The sequence below is a fragment of the Nocardioides kongjuensis genome, assembly GCF_013409625.1.
GTDB classification, from domain to species: domain Bacteria; phylum Actinomycetota; class Actinomycetes; order Propionibacteriales; family Nocardioidaceae; genus Nocardioides; species Nocardioides kongjuensis.
Genome location: NZ_JACCBF010000001.1, coordinates 3,030,936 through 3,057,868, shown reverse-complemented (window position 1 = coordinate 3,057,868; position 26,933 = coordinate 3,030,936). Strand labels below are relative to the sequence as shown.

General features: G+C 71.5%; 23 protein-coding genes. 16 read left to right on the top strand and 7 right to left on the bottom strand.

The window, feature by feature from the left end; all coding sequences use genetic code 11:
• Nucleotides 1-146 precede the first annotated feature (146 nt).
• The 5 genes from BJ958_RS14660 (at nucleotide 147) to BJ958_RS14640 (ending at nucleotide 4,411) form a co-directional block, all read left to right on the top strand.
• A complete protein-coding gene (locus BJ958_RS14660; RefSeq protein ID WP_179726751.1) occupies nucleotides 147-1,337 on the top strand; it encodes an IS110 family RNA-guided transposase in 1,191 nt (396 codons plus the stop codon).
• A 333-nt stretch (nucleotides 1,338-1,670) separates the two neighbouring features.
• Nucleotides 1,671-2,582 (top strand): helix-turn-helix domain-containing protein, encoded by a 912-nt coding sequence (locus BJ958_RS14655; protein ID WP_179727519.1) that lies wholly within the window; start codon nucleotides 1,671-1,673, stop codon nucleotides 2,580-2,582.
• Nucleotides 2,583-2,758: 176 nt separating this feature from the next.
• Nucleotides 2,759-3,325: a dihydrofolate reductase family protein gene (locus BJ958_RS14650; RefSeq protein ID WP_179727518.1), complete on the top strand. Its 567-nt coding sequence runs from the start codon at nucleotides 2,759-2,761 to the stop codon at nucleotides 3,323-3,325.
• Nucleotides 3,322-3,948 carry an MSMEG_1061 family FMN-dependent PPOX-type flavoprotein gene (locus BJ958_RS14645; RefSeq protein ID WP_179727516.1) on the top strand — a complete coding sequence of 209 codons (627 nt, stop codon included), beginning with the start codon at nucleotides 3,322-3,324 and terminating at the stop codon, nucleotides 3,946-3,948. The genes BJ958_RS14650 and BJ958_RS14645 overlap by 4 nt, the downstream gene beginning before the upstream one ends.
• A gap of 31 nt (nucleotides 3,949-3,979) precedes the next feature.
• On the top strand, nucleotides 3,980-4,411 hold the full coding sequence (locus tag BJ958_RS14640) for a hypothetical protein (RefSeq protein ID WP_179727515.1): 432 nt from the start codon (nucleotides 3,980-3,982) through the stop codon (nucleotides 4,409-4,411).
• Between the two features lie 2 nt (nucleotides 4,412-4,413).
• On the opposite strand, the gene BJ958_RS14635 is transcribed toward BJ958_RS14640, so the two are convergent.
• On the bottom strand, nucleotides 4,414-5,082 hold the full coding sequence (locus BJ958_RS14635) for a hypothetical protein (RefSeq protein ID WP_179727513.1): 669 nt from the start codon (nucleotides 5,080-5,082) through the stop codon (nucleotides 4,414-4,416).
• Nucleotides 5,083-5,179: 97 nt separating this feature from the next.
• Here BJ958_RS14635 and dapF point away from each other — a divergent pair, with 97 nt between their 5' ends.
• Together dapF and BJ958_RS14625 are read left to right on the top strand one after the other, a co-directional pair.
• Nucleotides 5,180-6,010 carry a diaminopimelate epimerase gene (gene dapF / locus BJ958_RS14630; RefSeq protein WP_273521050.1) on the top strand — a complete coding sequence of 277 codons (831 nt, stop codon included), beginning with the start codon at nucleotides 5,180-5,182 and terminating at the stop codon, nucleotides 6,008-6,010.
• Between the two features lie 50 nt (nucleotides 6,011-6,060).
• On the top strand, nucleotides 6,061-6,837 hold the full coding sequence (locus tag BJ958_RS14625) for an SDR family NAD(P)-dependent oxidoreductase (protein WP_179727509.1): 777 nt from the start codon (nucleotides 6,061-6,063) through the stop codon (nucleotides 6,835-6,837).
• 32 nt (nucleotides 6,838-6,869) lie between these two features.
• Here the strand turns inward: BJ958_RS14625 and BJ958_RS14620 are convergent, their stop codons facing one another.
• Nucleotides 6,870-7,454: a hypothetical protein gene (locus BJ958_RS14620; RefSeq protein ID WP_179727507.1), complete on the bottom strand. Its 585-nt coding sequence runs from the start codon at nucleotides 7,452-7,454 to the stop codon at nucleotides 6,870-6,872.
• Between the two features lie 162 nt (nucleotides 7,455-7,616).
• On the opposite strand from BJ958_RS14620, the gene BJ958_RS14615 reads away from it, so the two are divergent.
• The 3 genes from BJ958_RS14615 (at nucleotide 7,617) to BJ958_RS14605 (ending at nucleotide 11,565) form a co-directional block, all read left to right on the top strand.
• The gene (locus BJ958_RS14615; protein ID WP_218865765.1) at nucleotides 7,617-9,245 is read left to right on the top strand and encodes an alkaline phosphatase D family protein; all 1,629 of its coding nucleotides are present in this window, start codon (nucleotides 7,617-7,619) and stop codon (nucleotides 9,243-9,245) included.
• 58 nt (nucleotides 9,246-9,303) lie between these two features.
• Entirely contained in the window at nucleotides 9,304-10,794 is a 1,491-nt protein-coding gene (gene hflX / locus BJ958_RS14610) for a GTPase HflX (RefSeq protein ID WP_179727505.1), read from the top strand.
• A 78-nt stretch (nucleotides 10,795-10,872) separates the two neighbouring features.
• Entirely contained in the window at nucleotides 10,873-11,565 is a 693-nt protein-coding gene (locus tag BJ958_RS14605) for a GDSL-type esterase/lipase family protein (RefSeq protein ID WP_179727503.1), read from the top strand.
• On the opposite strand, the gene BJ958_RS14600 is transcribed toward BJ958_RS14605, so the two are convergent.
• Entirely contained in the window at nucleotides 11,537-12,427 is an 891-nt protein-coding gene (locus BJ958_RS14600) for a LysR substrate-binding domain-containing protein (protein WP_218865763.1), read from the bottom strand. The genes BJ958_RS14605 and BJ958_RS14600 overlap by 29 nt on opposite strands.
• An 80-nt stretch (nucleotides 12,428-12,507) precedes the next feature.
• On the opposite strand from BJ958_RS14600, the gene BJ958_RS14595 reads away from it, so the two are divergent.
• The 3 genes from BJ958_RS14595 to BJ958_RS14585 are packed head-to-tail and all read left to right on the top strand — an operon-like array spanning nucleotide 12,508 to nucleotide 16,199.
• On the top strand, nucleotides 12,508-13,323 hold the full coding sequence (locus tag BJ958_RS14595; RefSeq protein WP_179727501.1) for an alpha/beta fold hydrolase: 816 nt from the start codon (nucleotides 12,508-12,510) through the stop codon (nucleotides 13,321-13,323).
• Nucleotides 13,320-14,141 carry an LLM class flavin-dependent oxidoreductase gene (locus BJ958_RS14590; protein WP_179727499.1) on the top strand — a complete coding sequence of 274 codons (822 nt, stop codon included), beginning with the start codon at nucleotides 13,320-13,322 and terminating at the stop codon, nucleotides 14,139-14,141. The genes BJ958_RS14595 and BJ958_RS14590 overlap by 4 nt, the downstream gene beginning before the upstream one ends.
• Before the next feature lie 60 nt (nucleotides 14,142-14,201).
• Nucleotides 14,202-16,199, top strand: coding sequence for an ATP-dependent DNA helicase (locus tag BJ958_RS14585; protein WP_343052690.1), 1,998 nt, complete (start codon nucleotides 14,202-14,204; stop codon nucleotides 16,197-16,199).
• Nucleotides 16,200-16,230: 31 nt separating this feature from the next.
• Here the strand turns inward: BJ958_RS14585 and BJ958_RS14580 are convergent, their stop codons facing one another.
• The gene (locus BJ958_RS14580; RefSeq protein ID WP_179727497.1) at nucleotides 16,231-17,787 is read right to left on the bottom strand and encodes an MXAN_6640 family putative metalloprotease; all 1,557 of its coding nucleotides are present in this window, start codon (nucleotides 17,785-17,787) and stop codon (nucleotides 16,231-16,233) included.
• 66 nt (nucleotides 17,788-17,853) lie between these two features.
• Entirely contained in the window at nucleotides 17,854-18,600 is a 747-nt protein-coding gene (lexA, locus tag BJ958_RS14575; RefSeq protein WP_179727495.1) for a transcriptional repressor LexA, read from the bottom strand.
• A 281-nt stretch (nucleotides 18,601-18,881) separates the two neighbouring features.
• On the opposite strand from lexA, the gene BJ958_RS14570 reads away from it, so the two are divergent.
• On the top strand, nucleotides 18,882-19,271 hold the full coding sequence (locus tag BJ958_RS14570) for a LysM peptidoglycan-binding domain-containing protein (RefSeq protein WP_179727493.1): 390 nt from the start codon (nucleotides 18,882-18,884) through the stop codon (nucleotides 19,269-19,271).
• A gap of 133 nt (nucleotides 19,272-19,404) precedes the next feature.
• Here BJ958_RS14570 and BJ958_RS14565 read toward each other — a convergent pair whose 3' ends face one another.
• Nucleotides 19,405-19,749 (bottom strand): hypothetical protein, encoded by a 345-nt coding sequence (locus BJ958_RS14565; RefSeq protein ID WP_179727491.1) that lies wholly within the window; start codon nucleotides 19,747-19,749, stop codon nucleotides 19,405-19,407.
• Between the two features lie 375 nt (nucleotides 19,750-20,124).
• On the opposite strand from BJ958_RS14565, the gene nrdR reads away from it, so the two are divergent.
• On the top strand, nucleotides 20,125-20,616 hold the full coding sequence (nrdR, locus tag BJ958_RS14560) for a transcriptional regulator NrdR (RefSeq protein WP_179727489.1): 492 nt from the start codon (nucleotides 20,125-20,127) through the stop codon (nucleotides 20,614-20,616).
• A gap of 136 nt (nucleotides 20,617-20,752) precedes the next feature.
• On the top strand, nucleotides 20,753-23,644 hold the full coding sequence (locus tag BJ958_RS14555) for a vitamin B12-dependent ribonucleotide reductase (protein ID WP_179727487.1): 2,892 nt from the start codon (nucleotides 20,753-20,755) through the stop codon (nucleotides 23,642-23,644).
• 194 nt (nucleotides 23,645-23,838) lie between these two features.
• Here the strand turns inward: BJ958_RS14555 and BJ958_RS14550 are convergent, their stop codons facing one another.
• Nucleotides 23,839-26,919 carry a DEAD/DEAH box helicase gene (locus BJ958_RS14550; protein ID WP_179727485.1) on the bottom strand — a complete coding sequence of 1,027 codons (3,081 nt, stop codon included), beginning with the start codon at nucleotides 26,917-26,919 and terminating at the stop codon, nucleotides 23,839-23,841.
• Between the last annotated feature and the right edge of the window lie 14 nt (nucleotides 26,920-26,933).

Here is a 26,933-nt window from a genome sequence, read left to right as displayed (position 1 = left end):
GGACCCCGCGCGCCGGCCGGGCGGACATGACCTAATAAGAGCCTGGCAAGCGCCTCATCAATGTCCTGTCTGCTCGCCCGACCGGCGTCGACCATCCACATCGGTACGACACGGAAGGCAGCTCCATCATGACAGCGACACGACCAGTGACCCCTGCCGTCTTCGCGGGCGCTGACACCCACGCCGACACGATCCACGTGGCCGCGATCGACGGCTACGGTCGCGATCTCGGCGACGGCGAGTTCCCCACGACGCCGGCGGGCTACCGCGACGCCTTGGCCTTCCTCGCGTCGTTCGGTTCGGTACAGGTCTTCGGGATCGAAGGCACCAGCTCCTACGGAGCAGGGCTGGCCGTTGTGGCCCGCACGGCCGGGATCGCGGTGCGGGAGGTGATCCGTCCCGAAGCCACGGTGCGGCGGATGCAGGGCAAGTCCGACCTGATCGACGCTTACCAGGCGGCCCGTGCCGCCATGACCGGTCGCGCGAAGACCGCGCCGAAGGCCGAGGACGTCGAGGGACTTCGAGCGCTTCTCAGCACGCGACGTTCAGCCGCCAAGGCACGTACTGCGGCGATGAACCAGATTCACGCACAGTTGATCACCGCGCCCGTCGAGATCCGTGAGAGGTACCGGAAGCTGAGCGACAAGCGGTTGATCGACGCGCTCGCTGCCTGCCGCCCCGGCTCCCGCGGTGGAGTGGTGGCCACCGTGCTGCTCGGGTTGAAGATGCTGGCCCAGCGCCACCGGTTCCTCGGCCAGCAGATCGAGCTGCTCGACGACCAGCTCCGCGGCCTGGTCGCGGCGATCAACCTGAACCTGATCTCGGCACGCGGCATCGGACCGGTGACCGCTGCGCAGCTGCTCCTCACCGCGGGCGGCAACCCCGAGCGCCTGGCCAGCGAGACATCCTTCGCTGCCCTGTGCGGCACCGCACCGGTCCCGGCATCGTCGGGCAAGACCACCCGATACCGGCTCTCTCGTGGCGGGGATCGTCACGCCAACTCCGCGCTGCACACGATCGCGACCGTGCGGATGGCCAGCGACCCCCGCACCCGCGAGTTCGTCGCCACCCAGCGCGCCAAGAACCGCAGCAACCCCGAGATCCTGCGAATCCTCAAACGCGCCATCGCCCGCGAGGTGTTCAAGCTGCTCCAGAACCCGAACGCGCTTACCGGAATCGCCGACCTACGACGCATCCGACGCGAGAAGAACCTGCCTATCCGAGTCGTGGTCGAACAGCTCGGCACCACCCTGAACCATGTCAGCCGCATCGAACGCGGAGTCGCGTTCGACCGCGAGTTCACCCAGCGCTACCGAACCTGGCTCCAAGCCGCTTGACAACCATAGGAGCATCACAATCCAGCGCCGGAAACCCGCCTGGGGACAGGGGAAACTCCAATTGCCGGATGTGGAGAACCGACGTCACCGACCGTCACGAAAGGGCGTCTCGGGACCGTAGCCCGACCGCGGAACCCGACCACCTCCCCACCTTCTTCGTCGCTGCCCTTTCGGAACCCGACCGGCTACGCCACTCAAGCCCGAGCACGGTTCCGGAGGCACGGCCGGGGTCTCGTGACGGTCGCAGCCCTCCCTCCCTCCCTCCTCCCCCCCGACCACCGATGCGCAAGAACGGTCAAGCGCGGGGACCACCGCGACCAGCACACTGGACCCATGACCGGCCGCGACCGCCTCCGCGAGCTCCTCGACGCGGTGCTCGACGAGGACCACCGCACGCTGGGTGACATGGCGGACGGGGCGTTCGCGTCGCCGTACCACTTCAGCCGGGTGCTCACCCGCGACGCCGGCGAGGCGCCGGTGGCGATGCGGCGGCGGGTCATGCTCGAGCGGGCCGCGTGGCGGATCCGGCAGGGCACGAACGTGACGGACGCCGCGTGGGAGGCGGGCTACGAGTCGCTGGAGGGATTCAGCCGCGCGTTCGCACGGGCCCACGGACACCCGCCGAGCGAGTCCGGGGGCGCGGGCGGCAGCGTGTGGCTGCCCGCCGCCAACGGCATCCACTTCCACCCACCCACGAGCCTGTGGGTGCACGCAGGAGAGCAGACGATGAGCCCGGTCACCGACCAGCTGGTCCGCCACGACCTCGACGACACCCGCGAGCTGATCGACCTCGCGAAGGGCCTCGACGACGCGCAGTGGCGCGAGGTCCGCAGCCCGGGCCACCAGGTCGCCTCGTGGGAGGGGCCCGAGGAGTCGATCGCGGCCGTCCTGGAGCGCACCGTCTTCGCCAAGGAGGTCTGGCTGGCGGCGATCGAGGGCACCGACTTCCCGGACGTCGACAGGTCGCCGAGCCCGGCCGGCCTGCTCGAGCGGCACGACGCCGCGGCCGCCCGCTGGCTGGCCGCCGTGCGCGACATCAGCTCGCGGGGAGCCTGGGACGACAGGATCGTCGACGCGCTCTGCGAGCCGCCCGAGTCCTTCGTGCTGAGCAGCATCGTGGCGCACGTGCTGACCTTCTCGGCGTACCGCCGCCAGCTCACCCGGGTCTGGCTGCGCGCCGCCGGCGTCGAGGCCGACGACGGCGACCCGATCAACTGGCTGCGCCGCGAGCTCGGGGAGGACTAGGTGGTCGACTCCACAAGCCGTTCGCGTGTCCCGCGCCCTGGGCACGCACCTGGCGGCGTTGGCGTCGCTCGTTGGACGGACCGGTGCGACCTCGCTCCGCCGCCTTGCCATGCACGCACCCAGGGGCCACTTGGTTCAGGCCCGGACCACCGAACGGCTTCCGGAGGCAACCACCGATGAGCACCGTCTACTACACCGCCACCACCCTCGACGGCTTCCTGGCCGACCCCGACGACTCGCTCGCCTGGCTGATGCGCCAGGACCTCGACGAGTCAGGACCGCAGAACTACGGGGCATTCATCGCCACCGTCGGCGCGCTGGTGATGGGCTCGACGACGTACGAGTGGGTGCTCGCGCACCTCGCCGGGTCCGGCGAGCCCTGGTCCTACTCCCAGCCGACGTGGGTGATGACCACCCGCGAGCTGCCGGTCCCCGAGGGCGCCGACGTCCGCTTCGCGAAGGGCGCCGTCACCGACGTGTACGACGACCTGCGGGCCGCCGCGGGGGAGCGGGACGTGTGGGTGGTCGGCGGGGGCGACCTCGCCGGCCAGTTCGCCGACGCGGGTCTGCTCGACACCGTCATCGTCTCGATCGCGCCGGTCGTGCTCGGCGCCGGTCGGCCGCTGCTGCCGCGTCGCCTCGACCTCGAGCTGGAGGAGACCGCCCGCAACGGAGCGTTCGTCACCGCCCGCTACACCCTGGCCGGGCCGCTCCTCGAGGACCGGCCTACGGTGGGCGGGTGACCTGGACCGAGATCACCGACGACGCCACCCTCACCGCACTGCTCGGCCTGCCCACCGACGCAGCCCGCGACAAGGAGCGGGCAGCGCTCACCGACGTCGACCGCGACTGGCTCGCGGCCTCCCCGTTCTGCATGGTCGCGACCGCCGACGGGCAGGGCCGCTGCGACGTCTCCCCGAAGGGCGACCCGGCCGGCCGGCTCGTCCACGTCCTCGACGACACGACCGTCGCGATCGCCGAGCGGCCGGGCAACCGGCGGGCCGACGGGTATCGCAACATCCTCGCCAACCCTCAGGTCGGCCTGAACTTCCTGATCCCCGGCCGTGGCGACACCCTGCGGATCAACGGCCGCGCCCGCCTGGTCAGCGAGGCACCGTTCTTCGACGCGATGATCGTCAAGGACCACCGCCCGTTGCTCGCGGTCGTCGTCGACATCGAGACCGTGTTCTTCCACTGCGCCAAGGCGTTCCTGCGCTCCCGGCTGTGGCAGCCCGAGACCTGGGACCCGGAGGCGCTGGTGCCCCGCCGGGCGGTGCTGGCGCAGCGGCTGGAGCGTCCCGACGATAGTCTCGAGGTGCTCGACGCCCACTACGGCCCGAGCTACGAGGATCGCCTCTACGGCTGAGCGCTCCACGATCGAACTCTCGGAGGTTCCCATGCGTCGTACGACGATCGCCGGGCTGGTCGCCGCCCTGCTCCTGGTGGTGCTGCCCGCCGCGGCCGCGCCGGCGGATGCTGCCGTGAGCGCGAGGCGTGGCTGGAGCACGGTGCACGAGCGGCTGGGCGCCAAGATCCAGGTCTGCCAGCACCGGGAGAGCTGGGGCTGGGGCCTGGAGATGCGGCTCGACGCCCGCAAGGCCAGGAAGTCGGTGAAGGCGCGCGTCCGCATCCAGTTCCTGGTGCAGGGGACGTGGCAGGACTTCCCGGGCTCGTCGTCCCCGTGGCGCCGCAACGGGATCGCCCACCTCGACCGGTTCGGGTCCGGGAGCAAGACGCAGGTGCTGATCAAGGTCCGGATCAGGACACGGTCCGACAAGCCCGCCCTCACCGACTGGATCGACGTGACTGGCGTCAAGCACTGCCGCTGAGCTCACCCGCGGAGGAACCCGACCAGCGCGGGCTCCGGGGCGGCGACCGTCGAGACGTTCGCCAGGGTCACCACGCCGAGCACCACGACGGCCGCCGCGGCGGCCCCCGCGCCCGCGCGGCGCCCCCGACGACCGGCACGCACCGCGAGCCACGCCGTCGTGAGGGTGGCAGCGCCGGCGAGCACGACCATCGCGAGGTGGTACGTCGAGAAGTCGCGCACCAGGGCAGCGAACGCAGGGGTGCCGGACGACGCCAGCGCGAGGTCGTTCGCCTGCGTGGGCAGCATCGAGAGCAGCGACGACAGGGGAGCGACGGCCCCCTGCACGTTGGCGACCAGCACGACAGCGGCCAGCGTCGCGAGAGCCAGCAGGGCCACCCGGCCCGCGCCGCGTCGCACGCGACCGAGTCCGGCGACCAGGACGGCGAGCAGTGCCCCGGCGAGCACCGCCTTCACGACGTGGAAGGCGGCCCAGTAGCCGACCGCGTCGGCCAGCTCCCCGCTGACGGCGGCCTCGCCCAGGCGCCAGTGGTCGGCGAACGCCCCCGGGAGCGCGTCGCGGAGCGCGCCGACACCGGCGTAGTCGCCGACGAGCAGGGTGGCGACCGCCTCGGGCGCGAGCACGACGGCCGCCAGCAGTGCAGCGGTGGTCAGGGTGAGGGCACGGGTCATGGACTCGACGCTAGGCGCCGGCGGCGCGGTCCGCGTCCGTCCGCGGACTGATCCCGTGGACCGTGGGATCCACCCGTGGTCCCCCTATCCTTGGGGCGTGTACCCCTTCCTCAAGGGCCACGGCACCGAGAACGACTTCGTCCTGCTGCCCGACCCCGACGGCACCGTCCACGGCGCGCTGAGCGCCGAGCGCGTCCGCGCGCTCTGCGACCGCCGTGCCGGCATCGGCGGCGACGGCGTGCTCCGGGTGATCAGGACCGCCGCCGTCGGCGAGCCCGGCGTGGGCCAGGACGCCGAGTGGTTCATGGACTACCGCAACGCCGACGGGTCGATCTCGGAGATGTGCGGCAACGGCGTGCGCGTCTTCGGTCGCCACCTCGCCCAGCAGGGTCTGGTCGACCCGGCGACGCCGGTCCCGGTCGCCACCCGCGCCGGCGTCAAGGTGCTCACCTTCGCCGGCGGTGCGGCCGACGGCGAGATCACCGTCGACATGGGCATCGCGAAGGTGCTCGAGGAGACCGCCGTCCGCGTGGGCGAGCGGCAGTGGTCCGCTCTCCACGTCGACATGGGCAACCCCCATGCCGTCGCCTTCGTCGACGACCTCGCCGACGCGGGCCCGCTGCTCGACGCGCCCGGTCACGACCCCGCGGTCTACCCGGCCGGGGTCAACGTCGAGTTCGTCGTACGACGCGCGCCCGGCCACGTCGCGATGCGGGTCCACGAGCGGGGCTCCGGCGAGACCCGCTCCTGCGGCACCGGCGCGTGCGCGGTCATGGTCGCCACGGCCCTGGCCGACGGGGCGGCCCGCGACACGGCGTACCGCGTCGACCTGCCGGGTGGCACCCTGCGGATCACCTGGACCGCCGACGACCGGATCCTGATGACCGGTCCCGCGGTGGTGGTCGCCGAGGGCGCCACCGATCTCTGACAGTGACACCGACGGTGTCACGATCATCGGCGGGTCCTATGCTCCCGACCATGGAACTCACCGGATCCTCCGCCATCGTCACCGGCGCCGCCTCGGGCATCGGCGCGGCCACCGCCCGTGCGCTCGCCGCCCAGGGTGCCACCGTCGTCGTCGCCGACCTCCAGGCCGACAAGGGCGAGGCCCTCGCCGCCGAGATCAACGGCGTCTTCGCCCAGGTCGACGTCACCAACACCGAGCAGATCGCCGCGGCCGTCAAGGCGGCCGCCGAGATCGCCCCGCTCCGCGCGGTGGTCAACTCGGCCGGCATCGGCTGGGCCCAGCGCACCATCGGCCGCGACGGCCAGCTCGAGTCGGCCCACTCGCTCGAGGCGTTCACCAAGGTCGTCGCGATCAACCTGATCGGCACCTTCGACATGGTCCGCCAGGCGGCCACCGTGATGAGCCAGAACGAGCCCGACGAGGACGGCTGCCGCGGCGCGATCGTCAACCTCGCCAGTGTCGCGGCCTTCGACGGCCAGATCGGCCAGGCGTCGTACTCCGCGTCCAAGGGCGGCGTCGTCGGGATGACCCTCCCGGTCGCCCGCGACCTCGCGGCCTCCGGCATCCGTCTCAACACGGTGGCCCCGGGCCTGATCGACACCCCGATCTACGGCGAGGGCGAGGCCGCGGAGGCGTTCAAGGCCAACCTCGGCCAGAACGTGCTCTTCCCGAAGCGTCTCGGCACCGGCGCCGAGCTGGCCAGCATGGTCGTCGAGTGCCTGACCAACTCCTACATGAACGGCGAGGTCGTCCGCGTCGACGGCGGCATCCGGATGCCCCCGAAGTAGTCCTCAGCGGTGGGGTGCGGGGGCCGGGAGTCCTAGCCCTCGCACCACATCGCGCTGTAGGCCCCCTTGGTCGAGCGTCGCTCCGTGACCCGGCCGTCGACCGTGATCGTGCAGTGCACCGGCTGGTCGACCCGCCCCTGCTGGGCGAACACCACCGCGTAGTCCGGGTTCCCGTAGACCGTGGTGCTCAGTGACCAGCTGCCGCTGCGCACGACCGCCGTGCCCTCGTGGTTCTCGACGCTGGTCGGGATGATCCACGCGACCGTGCCGAGCACGCCCTGCGTCGACATCGTCACGGTCAGCCTGTGCTTGGGCAGCTGCGAGTAGTCGCCCGCGCCCTGCAGGCCCGGCGGTACGCCGAGACCACCCGTGTGCCCGCCGAACAGCCCCGTCGCGTCGGCCGTGCCGGACGCCGTGGCGGACGAGGACGCGCTCGGCTCCGCCGACGGCACGTCGGTGGGCAGGGTCTGCTCGTCCTCGGCCCCGGTGTCGGGGTCGACGGCGCTCTCCGGCGACCCCGGTCGCAGGAACAGGAAGCTGCCGACGATGACGATGACGATGACGGAGGCGAAGAGGATGAAGGTCCTGCTCTCGCCCCCCGGCCGTAGAGCACGCACACCACGGCAACGACGCACCCCCGGGGAGCGCTATGCCCGCGAGGCCGTGTTCCGTCCCACGCGTCCTCCCGCGGCGTCCTCGCGTGTTGTCCCTCCCGTGTTCACCGGCGCGCAGCGTGCCGCTCAGGACCCGGTCGTCGCGGGGCGGTTGCCTGACGCAACGTGACGCTGCTCTGGGACGACCAGACCCGCCTGACCGACCGCCTGGGAGAGCTCCGGGTCGGCCGCCGTACGACGATCGTGGCCGGCCTGTCCGGCGCCTCGGTCCCCGCCCTCGGGCTCCTCGGCCACTCGCCCGCCCTCGTCGAGCGCCGCCGCGACCTGACCTCCGGCGTACGCAGCGGCGAGGTCACGACCAGCTCCGCGGTGATCTGGTCGCGCGCGGTCACCCCGAGCCGACTGATGGTCCGGCTGCTGAGCAACGGCCGGCAGCGACGACTCGTCCGCGGGCCGTGGACCGACGAGCGCGCCGACCTCACCGCCCGGGTGCACCTCACCGGGCTGGCGCCCGGACGTCCCTACGACGCCGAGGTCTGGTTCGAGAGCCCCGACGGCGAGCGCAGCGCTCCCCAGCACCTCACCTTCGCGACCGCACCGATCCACGCCGCCGCGCAGTCGATCGTCTGGTCGGGCGACACCTGCGGCCAGGGGTGGGGCATCGATCGCGCCCGAGGCGGGCTGACGACGTACCGCACCATGCTGGGGCTGCGTCCGGACCTCTTCGTCCACGTCGGCGACACGATCTACGCCGACGAGCCGATGGACGAGACCGTGCTGCTGCCCGACGGCAGCACGTGGCGCAACGAGCTCACCGAGGACGTCATGGTCGTCTCGGAGACGCTCGACCAGCTCCGTGGCCGGCACCGCTACCCGCTGCGCGACGACAACGTCCGTGCCTTCCACGCCCTCGTCCCGACCGTCTCGATGTGGGACGACCACGAGACCTGCAACAACTGGTGGCCGGGCGAGACCATCGACGACGAGAGGTACGGCGAGCGCCGGGCCGACGTGCTCGCCCTGCGCGGGCGGCGCGCCTGGCAGGAGTACCAGCCGGTCCCGGTCAGACGGCTGGTCCCCGCGGGCGGCGACGGCTTCGCCGGCCGGCGGCTCTACCGCCGCGTCCCGCGCGGCCAGCACCTCGACCTGTTCTGCCTCGACATGCGCAGCTGGCGCGGACCCAACCCGGACACGGATCCCGCGGTCGCCGCCCACCGGCCCCAGGCCGGTCTGCTCGGCCCGGAGCAGGAGGACTGGCTGGTCCGCAGCCTGCGCTTCTCGACCGCGACCTGGAAGGCGATCTGCGCCGACATGCCGCTGTCGGCGCCCACCAACCGGGTCACCGACCTCGACGGCTACGCCAACAAGGACGGCGGCCGCCCCCTCGGCCGCGAGCCCGAGCTGGCCCGCATCCTGTCCGCCATCAAGCGCCACGGCGTCCGCAACGTCATCTGGCTCACCGGCGACGTCCACTACACCGCCGCCTACCGCTACACCCCCGAGAAGGCGGAGTTCACCGACTTCGACCCGTTCTGGGAGGTCATCTCCGGTCCGGTCGCCTCCTCGCCGTTCTGGCTCAAGGACGACGAGCTCGACCAGACCTTCGGTCCCGAGGTGGTCTTCTCGCAGGGCGAGTCCGAGGTTGGCAGGCTCGACGTCGCCCCGCAGCCCTCCAACCAGTACTTCGGCCAGCTCGACCTCGCCGCCTCCGGCCTGCTCACCGTGCGGTTGTACGACGGCGCGGGCAGCGTGCTGTGGGAGCGGGCGCTCGAGCCGGACCCGGTCAGCCGGTGACCACCGCGAGGTAATCGGGAAGCATCTCGGCACTCTCGTCGTTACGCTGGATACGCCTATGACGAACCGTGCTGAAGACTTCTCCCTCGACGCCGCGCTGCGTGCCACCGAGGGCTGGGACGACCCCGACACCGAATTCGACGACTTCGAGTCCGGCTACGCCGACGAGCCCGATCCCGAGGACCTGACCACCGGCGACCTCGACCTGGTCGAGCGCCACGAGCTGCGCCGCGTCGCCGGACTACGCACCGAGCTCGAGGACATCACCGAGGTCGAGTACCGCCAGCTCCGCCTGGAGCGCGTGGTGCTCGTCGGGGTGTGGACCGGGGGTGCGATCTCCGAGATCGAGAACGCGATGGCCGAGCTCGCGCTGCTCGCCGAGACCGCGGGCTCCGAGGTGCTCGACGCGATCTACCAGCGCCGCACCTCGCCCGACCCGGCGACCTACATCGGTCGCGGCAAGGTCGACGCGCTGCGCGAGATCGTCCAGGCCACCGGCGCCGACACCGTCATCTGCGACGGCGAGCTCGCGCCCTCCCAGCTGCGCAACCTCGAGGACCGGGTCAAGGTCAAGGTCGTCGACCGGACCGCGCTGATCCTCGACATCTTCGCCCAGCACGCGAAGTCGAAGGAGGGCCAGGCCCAGGTCGAGCTCGCGCAGCTCACCTACATGAAGCAGCGTCTGCGTGGCTGGGGTGGCAACCTCTCCCGCCAGGCCGGTGGCCGCGCCGCGGGCGGTGAGGGCATCGGTGGTCGTGGTCCCGGTGAGACCAAGATCGAGACAGACCGCCGCCGCATCAACGACAAGATCGCCAAGCTGCGCCGCGACCTGAAGGTGATGAAGGGGACCCGCGACACCAAGCGCCAGGAGCGCCGCCGCAACGCGATCCCCTCCGTCGCGATCGCCGGCTACACCAACGCCGGGAAGTCCTCGCTGCTCAACCGGCTCACCGGCGCCGGCGTGCTCGTCGAGGACGCCCTGTTCGCCACGCTCGACCCGACCACCCGGCGTACGGCGACCGCGGACGGCCGCGTCTACACGATGAGCGACACCGTCGGCTTCGTCCGGCACCTCCCGCACCAGCTGGTCGAGGCGTTCCGCTCGACCCTGGAGGAGGTCGCCGACGCCGACCTGATCGTCCACGTCGTCGACGGCTCGCACCCCGACCCCGAGGGCCAGCTGGCCGCCGTGCGCGAGGTGCTCGCCGAGATCGGTGCGACCGAGGTCCCCGAGCTGGTCGTCGTCAACAAGGTCGACGCCGCCGACCCGGTCGTCGTCGACCGGGTGCTGCGCCGCGAGCCCCACTCCGTCGCGGTCTCCGCCCGCACCGGCGAGGGGATCGCCGCGGCCATCGCGGCCGTGGAGGCCGAGCTCCCGCGCCCGCGCGTCGAGTTCACCGCCCTGGTGCCCTACGCCCGCGGCGACCTCATCGACCGCATCCACAAGGACGGCGAGATCGGCACGCTCGAGCACACCGCCGACGGCACCCGGGTCACCGGCCGCGCCACCGAGGCGCTCGCCGGCGAGCTGGCGGCCTACGCCATCTGACACCGCGTCGTCCCCCAATTCGGTTCCGATTTCCCGAATTCGGCCACCTGGTCGCCGCGCACGACGGATGATCCCGGCGTGACTCGGCACCGACTGCTGCTCGGGCTGCTCGCGCTCGTCCTCGCCACCGTGGCGAGCACGACGCTGCTGGCCCGCGCCGGCGCGCGCCCGGACCCGTGTGCGACCAAGGGGGCGCAGGCCCGGGAGAGGGGAGCGGTGGTGACCGGATCGGGTGCGCGGGTGCTGGTGATCGGCGACTCCTACTCCGTGGGCGCGGGAGTCCGTCCCGACCAGTCGTGGCCGGTGCGGCTGCCCGGCCGCGTCCGGGTCGACGGCTTCTCCGGCAGCGGGTTCACCCGCGGTGCCAGCCCCTGCGGCGACGTCTCCTACGCCACCCGCGCGGCCGCACGTCACCTCGCGGGGGTCGACCTGGTGGTGGTCGAGGGCGGCCTCAACGACGTCGACCAGCCGCTCGCCGACCTGGACGCCGGGTACGAGCGGCTCAGGCGCGCGCTCGGCGAGCGCCCGCTGCTGGTCGTCGGGCCGCCGGCCGTCCCGCTGCTGCCGTACGACGACGTCGCGGCCGTCGATGCCCGGCTGGCCGAGCTGACCGCGAGCCACGGGGCGACGTACCTCTCCATGCTGGACACCGCGCTGACCTTCCAGCCCGACCGGCTGCACCCCGACGCCGCCGGGCACCGGGTGTTCGGCGACCGCGTCGCCGAACGGGTCGGGCAGCTGCTCACACGCCGCAGCCGCCCGCGTCCCTGACCTCCTGCGCGATCCGGGTCGCCAGCCCGACCACCTCGGCGGCGAGCGGGGAGAGGGTGCCGCGGGAGAGCGCGAAGATCCGCCGCGGCGGCAGCGCCGGCACGAGCGGGTGGAGCACGACGCCGCGGGGCCGCTCGGGCCAGCCGAGCGAGAGCACCGGCATCACCGCACAGCCCAGTCCGGCCCGGACCATCGAGGTGACCGCCTGGTTGTCGGCGGTGCGGAAGACGACGTCCGGCGCGATGCCCCGCGCGGCGAGGTGGTCCTCGACCTCGCGCTGGTCGCAGATCGGCGGGAGTGCCACCACCGACGACCCGTGCAGCAGGTCCGCCGCCACCGGTCCGTCGGGGAAGGCGCCCGGCGGTGCGACCAGGACGTGCTCGTCCTCGAGGAGCAGCGTGCTGGCGACGTCGTCGGGACCGGGGCGGTCGAAGAAGAGGACGTCGAGCTCGCCCAGGTCGGGCACCGCCGCCTCGTCCTCGACCAGCCGGATGTCGCAGCCGGGATGGGCCTGCCGCCGCCGCTGCACCACCGGCGGCAGCAGCACGTTGGTCACCGTCTGGAAGGTCCCGATGTCGACCCTCCCGTCGCCCGCGTGGAAGCGTGCGACCGACTCCTCGGCCTCGCCCACGACCCCGAGCACCTCGCGCGCCGACGCGAGCACCACCCGCCCGAGCGGCGTCAGCCGCACCGGCCGGGGGCCGCCGGGCCGGTCGAACACCGCGCCGCCGACCGACCTCTCGAGGGCCGCGACCTGCTGGCTCAGCGTGGACTGGGTGTAGCCCAGCCGCTGGGCGGCGCGGGCGAAGGTGCCCTCGGCCGCGATGGCGTCCAGGGCGCGCAGGTGCCGCAGCTCGTACACGTCATTGATCGTAGACAGTGATCATCACCATCGGAAAGCATCGCTTTTCACGAAGGACTGGTCGACCTAGCGTCGACGGCATGACCACCGACACGGCACACGACTGCAACGGCGTCACCCTCCACGCCGAGACCTTCGGCGACCCGGCCGACCCGGCCGTCCTCCTCGTCCACGGCGCCTGCGCCTCGATGCTGTGGTGGGAGGAGGAGCTGTGCCGCCGCATCGCCGCCGCCGGCCGGTACGTCGTCCGCTACGACCAGCGCGACACCGGCCGCTCCACCAGCTTCCCGCCCGGCGAGCCCGGCTACGGCCTGCGCGACCTGGCCGCCGACGCCGTCGCCCTGCTCGACGCCCTCGGCATCGACCGCGCCCACGTCGTCGGCCGGTCGATGTCGGGCGGGGTCGCCCTCGTCCTCGGCGTCGACCACCCCGACCGGGTCCGCTCGCTCACGCTGGTCAGCACCACCACCGGCGAGCTGCCGATGGGCTCCCTCGACGTGCCGCCCGACCCCGACCCGGGCGATCCCGCGGCGGTCGTGGAGTACCTCGTCGAGGCGTTCCGTGCGTACGCGGGCGGCTCGGCGCACTTCGACGAGGACACGACCCGGGCGCTCGCGGCCGCGGACGTCGCGCGCACCCGGGACCTGCGCGCCACCATGACCAACCACTTCGCGATGGACTTCGACGGGCCCCGCGGCGGCGGGTGGGGCGACCTGCGGGTCCCGACCCTCGTCGTCCAGGGCGAGCTCGACCCGGTGTTCCCGCCCGTCCACGGCCAGGCCTTGCGCGACGCCGTCCCCGGCGCCCGGCTGGTCGTGCTGCCCGGCTCCGGGCACGACGTGCTCGAGCCGGTCTGGGACCGGTTCGTCGCCGAGCTCGTGGAGCACACGTCGTGACCACGCTGCGCTCGGCGGTGTGGGTGCCGCTGTTCGACGAGCTCGCGGAGCCCGCTGCCGTCGTACGGCTGGCGGTGGCGGCCGAGGAGCACGGCTGGGACGGCTTCTTCGTCTGGGACCACGTGCGCTGGCAGGAGCCCGTGCAAGCGCTCGCCGACCCGTGGACGACGCTCGCCGCCGTCGCGGCCGCGACCTCCGGGCTGCGCCTGGGCCCGATGGTCACCCCGCTCTCGCGCCGCCGTCCGCAGGTCGTGGCCCGCCAGAGCGCCACCCTCGACCGGCTCAGCGGCGGGCGGCTGGTCCTCGGTGCCGGCCTCGGCAGCGACCGGTTCGGCGAGGAGTTCTCGCGCTTCGGCGAGGAGGTCGACGACCGCCGCCGGGCCGTCCTGCTCGACGACGCGCTGTGCGTCCTCCGGCAGGCGTGGAGCGGCGAGGCGGTCCACCACCGCGGCCCGGGCGGCACGATCGACGGCGTCCGCTTCCTCCCGCGCCCCGTCAACGGCACGGTCCCGGTCTGGACGGCCGGCTTCCCCGGCAACCGCCGTCCGCTGGTCCGCGCCGCCCGCCACGACGGCTTCGTCCCGGTCAACCTCGAGCACCCCGACCAGCTGGCCGGCGCCGTCGACCGGATCCGGGAGCTGCGGGCCGAGGCCGGCACCGCCGCGACGCCGTACGACGTCGCGGTGCCGCTCCCCGCCTCGGCCGACCTGGCCGCCTTCGAGGCCGCCGGGGCGACCTGGTGGCTGGCCGACGTCGACCCGGACGGCCTCAGCGTCGACGACGTGCTCGGCATCGTCCGGGACGGCCCGTTCCGGTGAGCCCGGACCCGCTGTGGAGGGGCGCGCGGGAACGTCGGCAGGACCCTCTAGGGTTCTCCGGTGACCACCACCGCTGCCGACCGGACCTCGCCGGTCCGCGACCTGCTCGCGACGGCGGTGGCCGCGCTCGGCGGCCAGCAGCGTGACGGCCAGGTCGCGATGGCCGAGGCCGTGGCCGATGCCTTCGCCGACAAGGAGCACCTCCTCGTCCAGGCCGGCACCGGCACCGGCAAGTCCCTCGGCTACCTCGTCCCCGCCCTGCTCCACGACCAGCGCGTCGTCATCGCCACCGCCACCCTCGCGCTGCAGCACCAGCTGGTCGAGCGCGACCTGCCCCGGCTGGTGAAGGCCGTCGGCACGGTCCCGGGCGTCGATGCGTCGTACGCCGTGCTCAAGGGACGCTCCAACTACGCCTGCCTGCACCGCGTGCGCGAGGGCGCGCCCGACGACCAGGGCCAGCTGATCCAGGCGGAGGACGCCATGGGTGCGATGGGCCGCAAGGTGCTCGAGCTGCGCGCGTGGGCCGAGAAGGCCGCCGAGGACCGCGCGACGGGGGAGCGCGACGACGCGCCGCGGCACACCGACAAGGAGTGGCGCCAGGTCAGCGTCACCGCGCGCGAGTGCGTCGGGGCCAGCAAGTGCCCGTTCGGCGAGGAGTGCTTCGCCGAGCGGGCCAAGGAGAAGGCGCAGAAGTCGCACCTCATCGTCACCAACCACTCCCTGCTCGCCATCGACGCGGTCGAGGGGATCCCGATGATCCCCGAGTACGACGCCGTCGTGATCGACGAGGCCCACGAGCTCGCCGCCCGGGTCACCCAGGCGGCCACCGACGAGCTGTGGGCCGCCGAGGTCGAGCGGGCCGCCCGGCGCAGCATCCGCCACGTCGAGGGGGAGGAGGCCGAGGACCTCGCCGACGCTGCCGACGCGTTGCGCGCGGCGATCACCGATGCCCCGGCCGGCCGGTTCGAGCACGTCCCCGAGGCGCTCGCCGACGCGCTGGTGCTGGTCCGCGACGCCGCCCGCGCCTGTGTCGGCGCCTTCCCCAAGGCCGAGTCCGGCAGCGACCCCGACGCCGCGATGACCCAGGCCAAGGGCATGGTCCAGGAGGTCCTCACCACCGCCGAGCGGATGGCCGCCAACTCCGAGGCGGACGTGCTGTGGCGCACGGAGGGCACCGACCGGATCCCGCCGATGCTCTGCATCGCGCCGCTCCAGGTCTGGGCCCAGATGCGCGACAAGCTGCTCTCCGACAACACCGTCGTGCTCACCTCGGCCACCCTCATGCTCGGCGGCGACTTCGCGACCGTCGCCGGCTCTGTCGGCCTCAAGCCGTCGGAGCGGGTGGCGCCCGGTGCGCCCGCCGCGGACTGGCCCGACGACGCCCAGCCGTGGCGCGGGCTGGATGTCGGCAGCCCGTTCGACTACGCCAAGCAGGGCATCCTCTACGTCGCCCGCCACCTGCCCCCGCCCGGCCGCGACGGCCTCGGGCCCGCCCAGCTCGACGAGATCACCGAGCTGGTCGACCAGGCCGACGGCCGCACCCTCGGGCTGTTCTCGAGCCGGCGGGCCGCGGAGGCGGCCGCGGAGCACGTGCGCAAGAAGCTGCCCCACCTGACCACCCTCGCGCAGGGCGAGGCGCAGCTGCCCGAGCTCGCCCGCCAGTTCGTCGAGGACCCGCACACCTGCCTGTTCGGCACGCTCGGCCTGTGGCAGGGACTCGACGTGCCCGGCGACACCTGCCAGCTCGTGATCATCGACCGGATCCCGTTCCCGCGCCCCGACGACCCGCTGATGAGCGCACGTCAGAAGGCCGCCGACCAGGCGGGCGGCAACGGCTTCATGCAGGTCGCGGCGACCCACGCCGCGCTCCTGCTCGCGCAGGGTGCCGGGCGCCTGATCCGCACGACGAGCGACCGTGGCGTGGTCGCCGTGCTCGATCCGAGGCTGGCGACCGCCCGCTACGGCTCGTTCCTCAAGGCCAGCCTGCCGCCGATGTGGCCCACGAACGACCCGAAGGTCGTGCGTCAGGCCCTCGGCCGCCTCAGCGGCCGGGCCTGACCCACGACCAACGGGTGGTGGATCAGCCGGGTCAGCGCGCGCTCGCGCTGACCTTCGCGGTCGAGTCCTTCTTGCCGGCGTTGGCGAAGGTGATCTCGATCCACTGCACCGACTTCCCGAATTGGTAGCGCTTGGTCTTGTCGCCCTTGCGGTTGACCTTGACCAGCTTGGTGACCGGCGCCTGGCCCTTCTTCTTGATGGTGACCAGGACGTAGCCGCCCTTCTTGCGCTTCGGGCCGTCCACGTGGACCCGCAGGTGGGCCTTGCCGCGGAACTTCGACTTGAAGCGGATCGTCCGCGAGGCGAGGTGCTTGAGCTCGACCGAGTCGGAGACCGACCGGCGCGAGGGAGACAGCTTCACGCCGCGCCACAGCTTGGCCCGCGGGTAGGCGGCACCCTCGGAGTAGTTCAGGGCCGGACGCCGGTTGGCCGCGGCGAACCGTCCGAACTGGGTGCGCAGGTCGGTGCCGCGCGCGGCCAGGGCGGCGCTGATCGCCTGCCGCGCGTTGGCCGGACCGGCGGCCAGGTCCCAGATGTCGCGCACGATGACGGGCATCCCGCCGGCGTCCGCCGCGAAGTGCTCGCTGAGGTACCTGAAGAAGATCCACGCGCCGTACGGCGCCAGGCCCTTGCGGTGGTCCAGCGGCTGTGCGGGCTGCCCCAGCGGGCCGCCCTTGAGGTACTGGATGTTGTCGTTGATCGCCGGGTACACCTCGTCCTCGGCCCAGGTCGCGGTCGCCTCGAGCAGCCAGCCGTCCTCGTTGACGTCGTAGGCGAACTGCACCGCGTGGAAGTACTCGTGGGCCGCGGTCACCTGCAGGTTGCCCAGCGGGCCGGGCACCGGGCCGAACTCGGCGTAATCGTTGTCGAGGACGCAGTACGCGGCCGCGGTCACGTGGCCCGCGACCCGCTGGTCGGTCGTGCAGTAGCCGTAGAGGCCGCGCTTGCCGAGGTCGGCGAGGTAGACGTCGAACTCGTTGCCGTCGCTGACGGGCGTCCGGTAGCCGGCGGCGACGTACCGGTTCGCGACGTTCGTCATCACGTTGAGCACCGCGTTCGGGTAGCCGGGAGCCGGGACGTCCGAGCCGGAGCTCGGGGCGTAGGCGCCCTGCACGTAGTGCACGCAGATGCTCGCGCTGCACAGCGGGGCTGCCTCGGGCGCGGTGTAGCAGGGAAGACCCGATCCCGGCGTGCACTCGATGCCCTGTGACGGGTAGCCCGGGGGCGGCCGGTGGGCGGTGCCGGGCCGCGCGAGCAGCTGCGCGGCGTCGTCCTGCAGGTCGCTCGGCAGGTCGTCGCGGGTGAGCGCGAGGTCGCGCAGCGCCATGGTCAGGTCGGCGCCCGTCGTGGCGTCGCTCGGCGCGGCGCCCGGAGCGGTGTCGACGATGTCCTGCACCGTCTCGAGGGCGTGCTCCGCGGTCGCCTGCGCGACCGTGTCGTCGATGTCGACGGGCACGGCGGTGCCGGCCGGTGCGGCCGGGTAGGTGTCGTCCGCGCGGGCGACGCCGCCGAGGACGGAGACCGTCAGCAGTGCGGCGAGGAGCGAGGACAGCAGCCCGATGAAGGGGAAGTGGCTGCGAGGAGGCATCAGGACCGGCCTTCGGTATGGCGACAGGACAGACAGACCCTATGTCACCGACCGGTCAGGAAAACCTCACACCCGCCGCAGCACCGCCGTCACCTTGCCGAGGATGGTCGCGTTGGTGCCGTCGATCGGCTCGAACGCCGGGTTGTGGGGGAGCAGCCAGACCTTGCCGTCCTTGCGCTGGAAGGTCTTGACCGTCGCCTCGCCGTCGATCATCGCCGCGACGATCTCGCCGTTCTCGGCGGTCGGCTGCTGGCGGATCACGACGTAGTCGCCGTCGCAGATCGCGGCCTCGATCATCGACTCGCCGCTGACCTCGAGCAGGAACAGCTGCCCGTCGCCGACGAGCTGGCGCGGCAGCGGGAAGACGTCCTCGACGCGCTCCTCGGCCAGGATCGGGCCACCGGCCGCGATCCGGCCGACCACCGGCACGTTGGCGGGTGTCGGCGCGGCGTCGCCGATCCCGGTCTCGTCGTAGGTCTGGCGGTCGGGGTCCTCGGCGGTGCCCATCGCCCGGCGCGCTGCCATCACCTCGGGCAGGAAGACCTCGAGGGCGCGCGGCCGGTTGGGGTCGCGCTTGAGGAAGCCCTTCTCCTCCAGGGTGCGCAGCTGGTGGGCGACGCTGGAGGTGCTGGTGAGGCCGACCGCCTGGCCGATCTCGCGCATGCTCGGCGGGTAGCCCCGCTTCTCGATGCTGTCCTTGATGTGGGCCAGGACCCGCTGCTGGCGCGGGGTCAGCCCGGTCGCGTCGGCCGGCCCGTCGGGCAGCTCGGTGACGCTGCTCGCCTTGCGCTCCGTGCCCTTGCGCTCCGTCATCGATCGCCCTCCAGCTCAGCTCGGGTGGTGTGGTCCGGATCGACCGGGCCCGTGTGACGACGCTAACCGAACCGGGCCGCCGGTTTCAAACATCTGTTCGAACCGCGTGTCGCGACACGCCGGTCGAACGAACTTTCGAACGGTACTGGAAATCCTCGAACACCTGATCTAGTCTCGTACACATGTTCGATCGAACGCCTGATCGAACACCTTCCGTCGGACCCCCTGGATACAACCTCCCTGGTTGCAGACAGCCCCGTCCACTTCCCCCGGAGGTCTCCATGAGCACCATCACCCTCGCGCCCCGCGTCACCGCCGTTCGTCGTACGGCGAGCGCCCGTCCCGTTGCGGCGGCCCGTCCCGTCGCCCGGGGGCAGGTCCGGCTGACCCGGCGCGGCCGTGCGGTCGTCTTCCTGCTGGCGCTGGTCGTGGTCGCCCTCGCGGCGATCTGGCTCGCCGCCGGGTCGGCCGCGACGCGCGAGGACGGGGGCGCCCCCCAGGTCCAGCTGGTGACGGTCGGCCCCGGTGACACGCTGTGGGACATCGCGAGCGACGCCGCCGCGACCTCGGGCGACGACGTGCGCGACATGATGGAGACCATCCAGCAGCTCAACACGCTCGACGGCAGCATGGTCTACGTCGGCCAGGAGCTCCGGGTGCCGACGCACTAGTCGCACCACATGACTCTTCGCTGCCTCGACCCCAGCGGAGATGGGGCCTGCACGGCCCCGGGGAAGACGAAGGGCGGGATCCGACCGAACCGGATCCCGCCCTTCGCGCGTCCTCGGGGGTTGGGCGACGGGCTCAGCGAGCCGCGCGCTTGCCGCCCTTGGGGGCGGCCGGGTCCCGCTTGGGGCGGGGCTCGTGGTGGTGGTGCGCGCTCATGCCCAGGGCGCGGGAGAGGCGGATGGCCAGCATGAAGGTGAGGAAGAGGCACAGCATGGCGCCCAGCGAGGCGACGGCCATGAAGGCCCAGGCGCTGCCCTTGCCGTCGTGGCGGGCGGTCGCGCCGAAGTCGATCGCCGCGACGACGAGGTACCCCCAGGCCACGATGGACGCCGTTCCGGCGGCGGCGATCAGCAGCAGCGCGGGTCGGAACTTCGCCTTCGCCCGATCGCCGGCCCGCTTGCCACCTGTCACGGCGGTCATTGTTCCTGATGGGTGGGTGGAATGCTCAGCCAACGCGCCCTCCACACCTTCCGGGCCGGCCGAGAAGCTCGTCGTGCTGCTGCGAATCGCCGGCCGGAGAGCGGTCGCGGGCCGGCCTTCGTGGCGGTGACCTGCGCAAACTCCACCCGGACCGGACCCCCGCCGAACTCGTGGCGACCCGCGCTTGCATCACTGGTGGCCGGGGCGTACGGTTACCACTACATCTAGTAGTTACAACGATGTAGTTCTCCACATCTAGTCCACAGGGCGGGCCTTCGTCACCCACAGGACCGGAGCGGAAACGCACAGTTCGCCCCACCTTTTCCACAGGCGGGGGAGTTGTCCACAGCCCGTAGTCTCGAGAGGAGGGGAACCATGCACTGTCCGTACTGCAAGCACCACGACACCAAGGTCCTCGACTCCCGTGTCTCCGACGACGGCTGCTCGATCCGGCGCCGCCGGGTCTGCCAGTCGCCGAGCTGTGAGAAGCGGTTCACGACCGTCGAGGCCATGCAGCTGACCGTGCTCAAGCGCTCCGGCGCGACCGAGCCGTTCACCCGCGAGAAGGCCGTCGCCGGTGTCCGCAAGGCCTGCAAGGGTCGCCCGGTGGACGAGGACGACCTGGCCCGGCTGGGCCAGGAGGTCGAGGACCAGCTCCGGCTGGCCGGCAGCCCCGAGATCGCCGCCCACGAGGTGGGCCTGGCGATCCTGCCGCCGCTGCGTCGTCTCGACGAGGTCGCCTACCTCCGCTTCGCCTCCGTCTACCGCGGCTTCGACTCGGCCGCCGACTTCGAGAACGAGATCTCCCTGATGCGGGCCGAGCGCCAGCTGCTGTCCGAGGGAGCCCAGCCCGCCGCGACGGGCTGACCACAGACGCCCGGCAGGTAGTGGGGAAGCTGCCTGCCGGGCCACCACCTTCCCCTTCACGCAGGAGCCCGTGCGGCTCCTGCATCGCCGACCGCCGAACACGCACCGCACGCCGACACAGGAGACCAGGAGAGCCATGACCGAGACGGCCCGTAGCCACACGCCCAGCGAGACGGCCCGCTACACCAAGAAGGGACTGAAGATCGAGCGGATCTTCAGCACCGAGGGTGTGCACCCGTACGACGAGATCACCTGGGAGCGGCGCGACGTCGTCCAGACCAACTGGAAGACCGGCGAGACCGTCTTCGAGCAGCTCGGTGTCGAGTTCCCCGACTTCTGGTCGCTCAACGCCTCCACCATCGTCACCACCAAGTACTTCCGCGGCGCAGTCGGCACGCCGGAGCGGGAGCGCGGCCTCAAGCAGCTGATCGACCGGGTCGTGTCGACCTACGTCAAGGCGGGGCGGGAGCACGGCTACTTCGCGAGCGCGGCGGACGCGGAGGTCTTCGAGCACGAGCTGACCTGGCTGCTCGCCAACCAGTACTTCTCCTTCAACTCCCCGGTCTGGTTCAACGTCGGCACGACCGCTCCCCAGCAGGTCTCGGCGTGCTTCATCCTCTCGGTCGACGACTCGATGGACTCGATCCTCAACTGGTACAAGGAGGAGGGCTTCATCTTCAAGGGTGGCTCCGGCGCCGGCCTGAACCTCTCCCGGATCCGCTCCTCCAAGGAGCTCCTCAGCAGCGGCGGCACCGCGTCCGGCCCGGTCTCCTTCATGCGCGGCGCCGACGCCTCGGCCGGCACCATCAAGTCGGGCGGCGCGACGCGTCGTGCGGCCAAGATGGTCGTCCTCGACGTCGACCACCCCGACATCGAGGAGTTCGTCGAGACCAAGTGGCGCGAGGAGGACAAGATCCGCGCCCTGCGCGACGCCGGCTACGACATGGACCTCGGCGGCAAGGACATCACCTCGGTCCAGTACCAGAACGCCAACAACTCGGTGCGCGTCAACGACGAGTTCATGCGCGCGGTCGAGAACGGCGGCGAGTTCGGCCTGCGTTCGCGGATGACCGGCGAGGTCATCGAGACCGTCGACGCCCGCACCCTGTTCCGCAAGATCAGCGAGGCCGCCTGGGCCTGCGCCGACCCGGGCCTGCAGTACGACGACACGATCAACGACTGGCACACCAACCCCGAGACCGGCCGGATCACCGCGTCCAACCCGTGCTCGGAGTACATGTCGCTCGACAACTCCTCGTGCAACCTGGCCTCGCTCAACCTGCTCAAGTTCCTGCGCGACGACGACACCTTCGACGCCCCGCTGTTCGCCAAGGCCGTCGAGCTGATCATCACCGCGATGGACATCTCGATCTGCTTCGCGGACTTCCCGACCGAGCCGATCGGCGAGACCACCCGCAACTACCGCCAGCTCGGCATCGGGTACGCCAACCTCGGCGCCCTCCTCATGGCGATGGGCCTCGGCTACGACTCCGAGGGCGGTCGCGCGATGGCCGCCACCGTCACGTCGCTGATGACCGGCACGTCGTACCGCCGCTCGGCCGAGCTCGCCGCGATCGTCGGCCCCTACAACGGCTACGCCCGCAACGCCGAGGCCCACCAGCGCGTGATGCGCAAGCACCAGGCCGCCAACGACGACGTGCGCACCCTGCACATCGCCGACGCCGAGGTCCACAAGCTGGCCACCGAGGAGTGGGCCAAGGTCGTCGAGCTCGGCAAGACCAACGGCTTCCGCAACGCGCAGGCCTCGGTCCTCGCGCCGACCGGCACCATCGGCTTCATGATGGACTGCGACACCACCGGCATCGAGCCCGACTTCTCCCTGGTGAAGTTCAAGAAGCTCGTCGGCGGCGGCTCGCTGCAGATCGTCAACCAGACGATCCCGCGTGCGCTGAAGAAGCTCGGCTACGACGAGGAGAAGATCGAGGCGATCGTCGCCTACATCGGCGAGCACGGCCACGTCGTCGACGCCCCCGGTCTCAAGCCGGAGCACTACGAGGTCTTCGACACCGCCATGGGCGAGCGCGCGCTCAAGCCCATGGGCCACGTCTTGATGATGGCCGCCTGCCAGCCGTTCCTGTCCGGCGCCATCTCCAAGACGGTCAACCTGCCCGAGTCGGCCTCCATCGAGGACATCGAGCAGATCTACATGGAGTCGTGGAAGCTCGGCCTCAAGGCGACTGCGATCTACCGCGACAACTGCAAGGTCGGCCAGCCCCTGGCCGACGGTGGCGGCAAGGCCAAGAAGGACGCCGCCGAGGCTGCCGAGGCCGACACCAAGGTCGTGGAGAAGGTCGTCGAGAAGGTCGTCTACGCCCCGACCCGCAAGCGTCTCCCGAAGTCGCGCCAGGCCCGCACCACCTCCTTCACGGTGGCCGGCGCCGAGGGCTACATGACCTCGGGTGCCCACGACGACAACAGCCTCGGCGAGATCTTCCTCAAGCTCGGCAAGCAGGGCTCGACCCTCGCCGGCGTGATGGACGCCTTCTCGATCGCGGTCTCCATCGGCCTGCAGTACGGCGTCCCGCTCGAGACCTACGTCTCGAAGTTCACCAACCTGCGCTTCGAGCCCGCCGGCCTCACCGACGACCCGGACGTCCGGATGGCGCAGTCGATCATGGACTACGTCTTCCGCCGCCTGGCCCTGGACTACCTGTCCTTCGAGGAGCGCTCCGCCCTCGGCATCTACTCCGCCGACGAGCGCCAGCGCCACCTCGAGACCGGCTCCTACGAGCCCGTCGAGGAGACCGGCAACGCCTCCGAGCTGGTCGAGACCGCCCCCGCAGCCAAGACCACCACGGTCGAGGCCGAGGTCGTCGAGGTCACCGACGAGGACCCCCTCGCCGGTGCCCCCGAGGTCAAGGTCGCCAAGACCACCGCCGAGCTCCTCGAGCAGATCACCGGCCACGCCGTCGACTCGCCGCTGTGCATGACGTGCGGCACGAAGATGCGTCCGGCTGGGTCCTGCTACGTGTGCGAGGGCTGCGGCAGCACCTCCGGCTGCAGCTGACCTGAGGTCGTCGAGTAGCCCGAGCCGCCAGGCGAGGGCGTATCGAGACGAAGGCGACGTACGACGGCCCGGTTCCTCTTCGGAGGAGCCGGGCCGTCGGCGTTGCGCCTGCTGGGGAACTGCGCTGCCCTCGACCTCGGCCGGGTCTTCGACCGACGTGCGGATCGAGGGCTGCCGGATTTCGTCTGCTCGCCCTACTGTGCGGCCACGGCCGCAGTGTTGTAGAAGTCGATCGGCATGGCGTGCTCGAGCTTCCACGTGATCGCGATGGGCTTCTCGCCCTGATGCGTCACATAGGTGGCGGGGCCCAGGAACAGATAGGGCGACGTGCCGAACTCGTCGTCCTTGGTCTCCCGAACGAACAACAAGACGTTGCTGGTGCCGTTGACGTACCGCTGACCGGTCTTCGACTTCACGCTCGTGCCGGACTGTGACTCCCAGTGGAACAGCGTCGGGTTGATCGGGTAGTCGCGGTACATCGTGGTGGGGGAGAACTCGTTCTCCGACTTCTTGAGGGTGATGAAGAACGCGTCGACGTTGTGGGTCGGCTCGTACAGGACGCCTTCGCGGAACGAGTTCGGCTTTCGCTGAAGGGTGGCGTAGCCGAGCGCGGCGAGAACCTCTTCTCGCTGGTACCGGGCGTGGACGCGGAGCGGTACGTCGCACAGCGGTCCGCCCAACGAGAGCGCACGGTGGCGAGCGGCGTCGAAGGAGATGTCGACGACGGCTCGGACTTCCTCCCGCACGGCCGCTTCGTCGCGGAGTGCGGCGAGTCCGTCGGCCACGGAGGAGAACCCACCGCCGTCCGGCCAGAGCGAGAAGAACAGCATGTCCGCGACGCGCTGCTCACCGACGCTCAACTGCTCGTAGGTGACAGCGTCCTCTGCCAGGAGTTGGCCGTAGATGTCGACGCGGGCGCGGTCGTCGACGTGGGCGAACGCGCGGACCCTGCGCAGGAGTCGCTCCTCGCGTTCGCCGCCTCGGGGGACGGGGAGGCCGGCGTCGCGCCGGGCGCGTGTCCAAGAGTGGCTGCCCTTGCGCAGGATGTCGGCGAGCTCGATCCCGCTCTCCTCGAGGAAGCGGTCCAGTTCGACCTCGCCCTGAGACCGCAGCTCGGCCACGACTCTTGACCAGCGCGGCGTCACCTGCGTCTTGATGTTGTCGAGAATCAGTTGCTGGGACTGGCGGTCGAGGACGATCTGGCAGCCCGAGGGCAGGAAGGGAAAGCCGGTCTCGACCTGGTGGACAAGCTTCTTGCGGGTCGTTCCCGTCAGGGCGCGCAGCTTGCGTTCCCACTGGAACTCCCTGCGTTGAAAGCCCACGAAGTCGAGGACGGTCAGCACGGCCTTGTCGCGGGTGCGACGCAGGCCGCGGCCGAGCTGTTGCAAGAAGATCGTGGCGCTGTCCGTGGGCCGCAGCAGCAGGACGGTGTCGACGTCGGGGACGTCGAGTCCTTCGTTGAAGACATCGGCCGAGAAGAGGATGTTGAGGCGCCGGTCACGCAGGTCGGCGATCGCGCGTTGGCGGTCGGCAGGTGACGTCTGCCCGGTGACAGCGGCAGCCGGGATGCCCGCCTCGTTGAAGACCTTCGCCATGTAGGTGGCGTGCTCCACGCCGACGCAGAAGCCGAGGCCGCGCATGTTGCCCAGGTCGAGGACCTTGTCGCGCAGTTCCTTCACCACGATCGCCGATCGCGCGTCGTTGCCGGTGTACAGGTTGGAGAGCTCGGCGTCGTCGTACCTGCCCCGCGACCACGTCAAGCCAGTGAGGTCGGTGTTGTCGGCGACCCCGAAGTAGTGGAACGGGCAGAGCAGATCGGCGCCGAGCGCGTCCCAGAGCCGCAACTCGGTTGCGGTGCGGCCGTCGAAGAAGTCCCGTACGTCCAAACCGTCGGCGCGCTCCGGTGTCGCGGTCAGGCCCAGTAGTTCACGCGGCTGCAGATGGTCGAGGATCTGGCGGTAGGTCTGGGCTGCTGCATGGTGGAACTCGTCGATCACCACGACGTCGAAGTGGTCGGCCGGCAGGTTCGCGACGCCGTACGCCGTCAACGATTGGACGCTCGCGAAGACGTGCCGCCAGCGCTCGGGGCGGGCGCCGCCGACGTACAGCTCGCCGAAGCTGCCGTCGGCCAGCACCTCGCGATAGGTGCGCAGCGACTGCTCGAGGATCTCGCGACGATGAGCGACGAACAGCAATGATGGCCGCTCGCCGCCGGCGAGCTCGCACAGGCGGCGGTAGTCGAGCGCTGCGATCACGGTCTTGCCGGTGCCGGTGGCTGCGACCACGAGATTGCGGTGGCGGTCGTGGATGACCCGCTCTGCCTCGATGGCTTCGAGCATCTCGGCCTGGTAGGGGAACGGACGGACCTCGAGGCCGGCGAGTGTGATGGTGACGCGCTGGTTGTCGGTGCGGCCTGAGGCCTGGGCGAGGGCATCGTCGAGCCGGTCGCGGTCCAGGTCGGGGTCGTAGGGCTCGAAGCTGGGGTCGTTCCAGTAGGTGTCGAAGGTCGCCTCGAACTTCTGCATCAGGCTCGGAGTTGCGACCTGGGAGAGCCGAACGTTCCACTCCACGCCGTCGAGGAGCGCCGCGCGGGACAGGTTCGACGACCCGACATACGCCGTGGCGAGCCCGGTCGCCCTCCGGAACAGCCACGCCTTCGCGTGGAGGCGCGTCCGCGCTGCGTCGTACTGGATGCGGACCTCAGCGCCGAACTCACGGACCATCCGGTCGAGCGCGCGGCGCTCGGTGGAGCCGAGGTAGGTGGTCGTGATGACCCGCAGCGGGACGCCCTGCTCGCGCAGGGCGCGAAGCTCGTCCTCGAGAAGGCGAACGCCGTACCACTTGACGAAGGCGCAGAGCAGGTCGACGGAGTCCGCCGAGCGCAGCTCTGCCTTGAGCTCGGCCGCGAGGCTCGGCTCGTCGCGGGCGTTGGTCAGCAGGGCGGCGTCGGAGAGGGGAGTGCGTGGTCGCGCGGCGAAGCGGTCCCCGGCATCCGGCGCGGTGTCGGTCGTGATCGCGAGCAGTTGGCGGGCTGGTGGGGCGATCGCGGCGTCGCCCTCGAGCAGGTCGAGGATCTCGTTGACAGTGGCGAGACGGCGGCCAGGATCGCTCGTTGCCACGAGATGGCGACGTACGACCTCCGCCACGTGACGGGCCAGGATCTCGGGCTCCTCGGCCTCGTCGATCGCCCGGATGGTCGGGGCGGTCGACGGCAGGGCGGCGAGCTGGGCGCGCACCTCGTTGGTGATCAGCGCCTCGTAGATCCCCTCCCGCATGGGGCGAGCTTGCC

Coding starts and splice junctions, on each gene's coding strand:
- BJ958_RS14655 (WP_179727519.1), top strand. CDS start 1,671: ATGACCGGCCGCGACCGCCTCCGCGAGCTCCTCGACGCGGTGCTCGAC.
- BJ958_RS14650 (WP_179727518.1), top strand. CDS start 2,759: ATGAGCACCGTCTACTACACCGCCACCACCCTCGACGGCTTCCTGGCC.
- BJ958_RS14640 (WP_179727515.1), top strand. CDS start 3,980: ATGCGTCGTACGACGATCGCCGGGCTGGTCGCCGCCCTGCTCCTGGTG.
- BJ958_RS14635 (WP_179727513.1), bottom strand. CDS start 5,082: ATGACCCGTGCCCTCACCCTGACCACCGCTGCACTGCTGGCGGCCGTC.
- BJ958_RS14625 (WP_179727509.1), top strand. CDS start 6,061: ATGGAACTCACCGGATCCTCCGCCATCGTCACCGGCGCCGCCTCGGGC.
- hflX (WP_179727505.1), top strand. CDS start 9,304: ATGACGAACCGTGCTGAAGACTTCTCCCTCGACGCCGCGCTGCGTGCC.
- BJ958_RS14595 (WP_179727501.1), top strand. CDS start 12,508: ATGACCACCGACACGGCACACGACTGCAACGGCGTCACCCTCCACGCC.
- BJ958_RS14580 (WP_179727497.1), bottom strand. CDS start 17,787: ATGCCTCCTCGCAGCCACTTCCCCTTCATCGGGCTGCTGTCCTCGCTC.
- lexA (WP_179727495.1), bottom strand. CDS start 18,600: ATGACGGAGCGCAAGGGCACGGAGCGCAAGGCGAGCAGCGTCACCGAG.
- BJ958_RS14570 (WP_179727493.1), top strand. CDS start 18,882: ATGAGCACCATCACCCTCGCGCCCCGCGTCACCGCCGTTCGTCGTACG.
- BJ958_RS14565 (WP_179727491.1), bottom strand. CDS start 19,749: ATGACCGCCGTGACAGGTGGCAAGCGGGCCGGCGATCGGGCGAAGGCG.
- nrdR (WP_179727489.1), top strand. CDS start 20,125: ATGCACTGTCCGTACTGCAAGCACCACGACACCAAGGTCCTCGACTCC.
- BJ958_RS14555 (WP_179727487.1), top strand. CDS start 20,753: ATGACCGAGACGGCCCGTAGCCACACGCCCAGCGAGACGGCCCGCTAC.
- BJ958_RS14550 (WP_179727485.1), bottom strand. CDS start 26,919: ATGCGGGAGGGGATCTACGAGGCGCTGATCACCAACGAGGTGCGCGCC.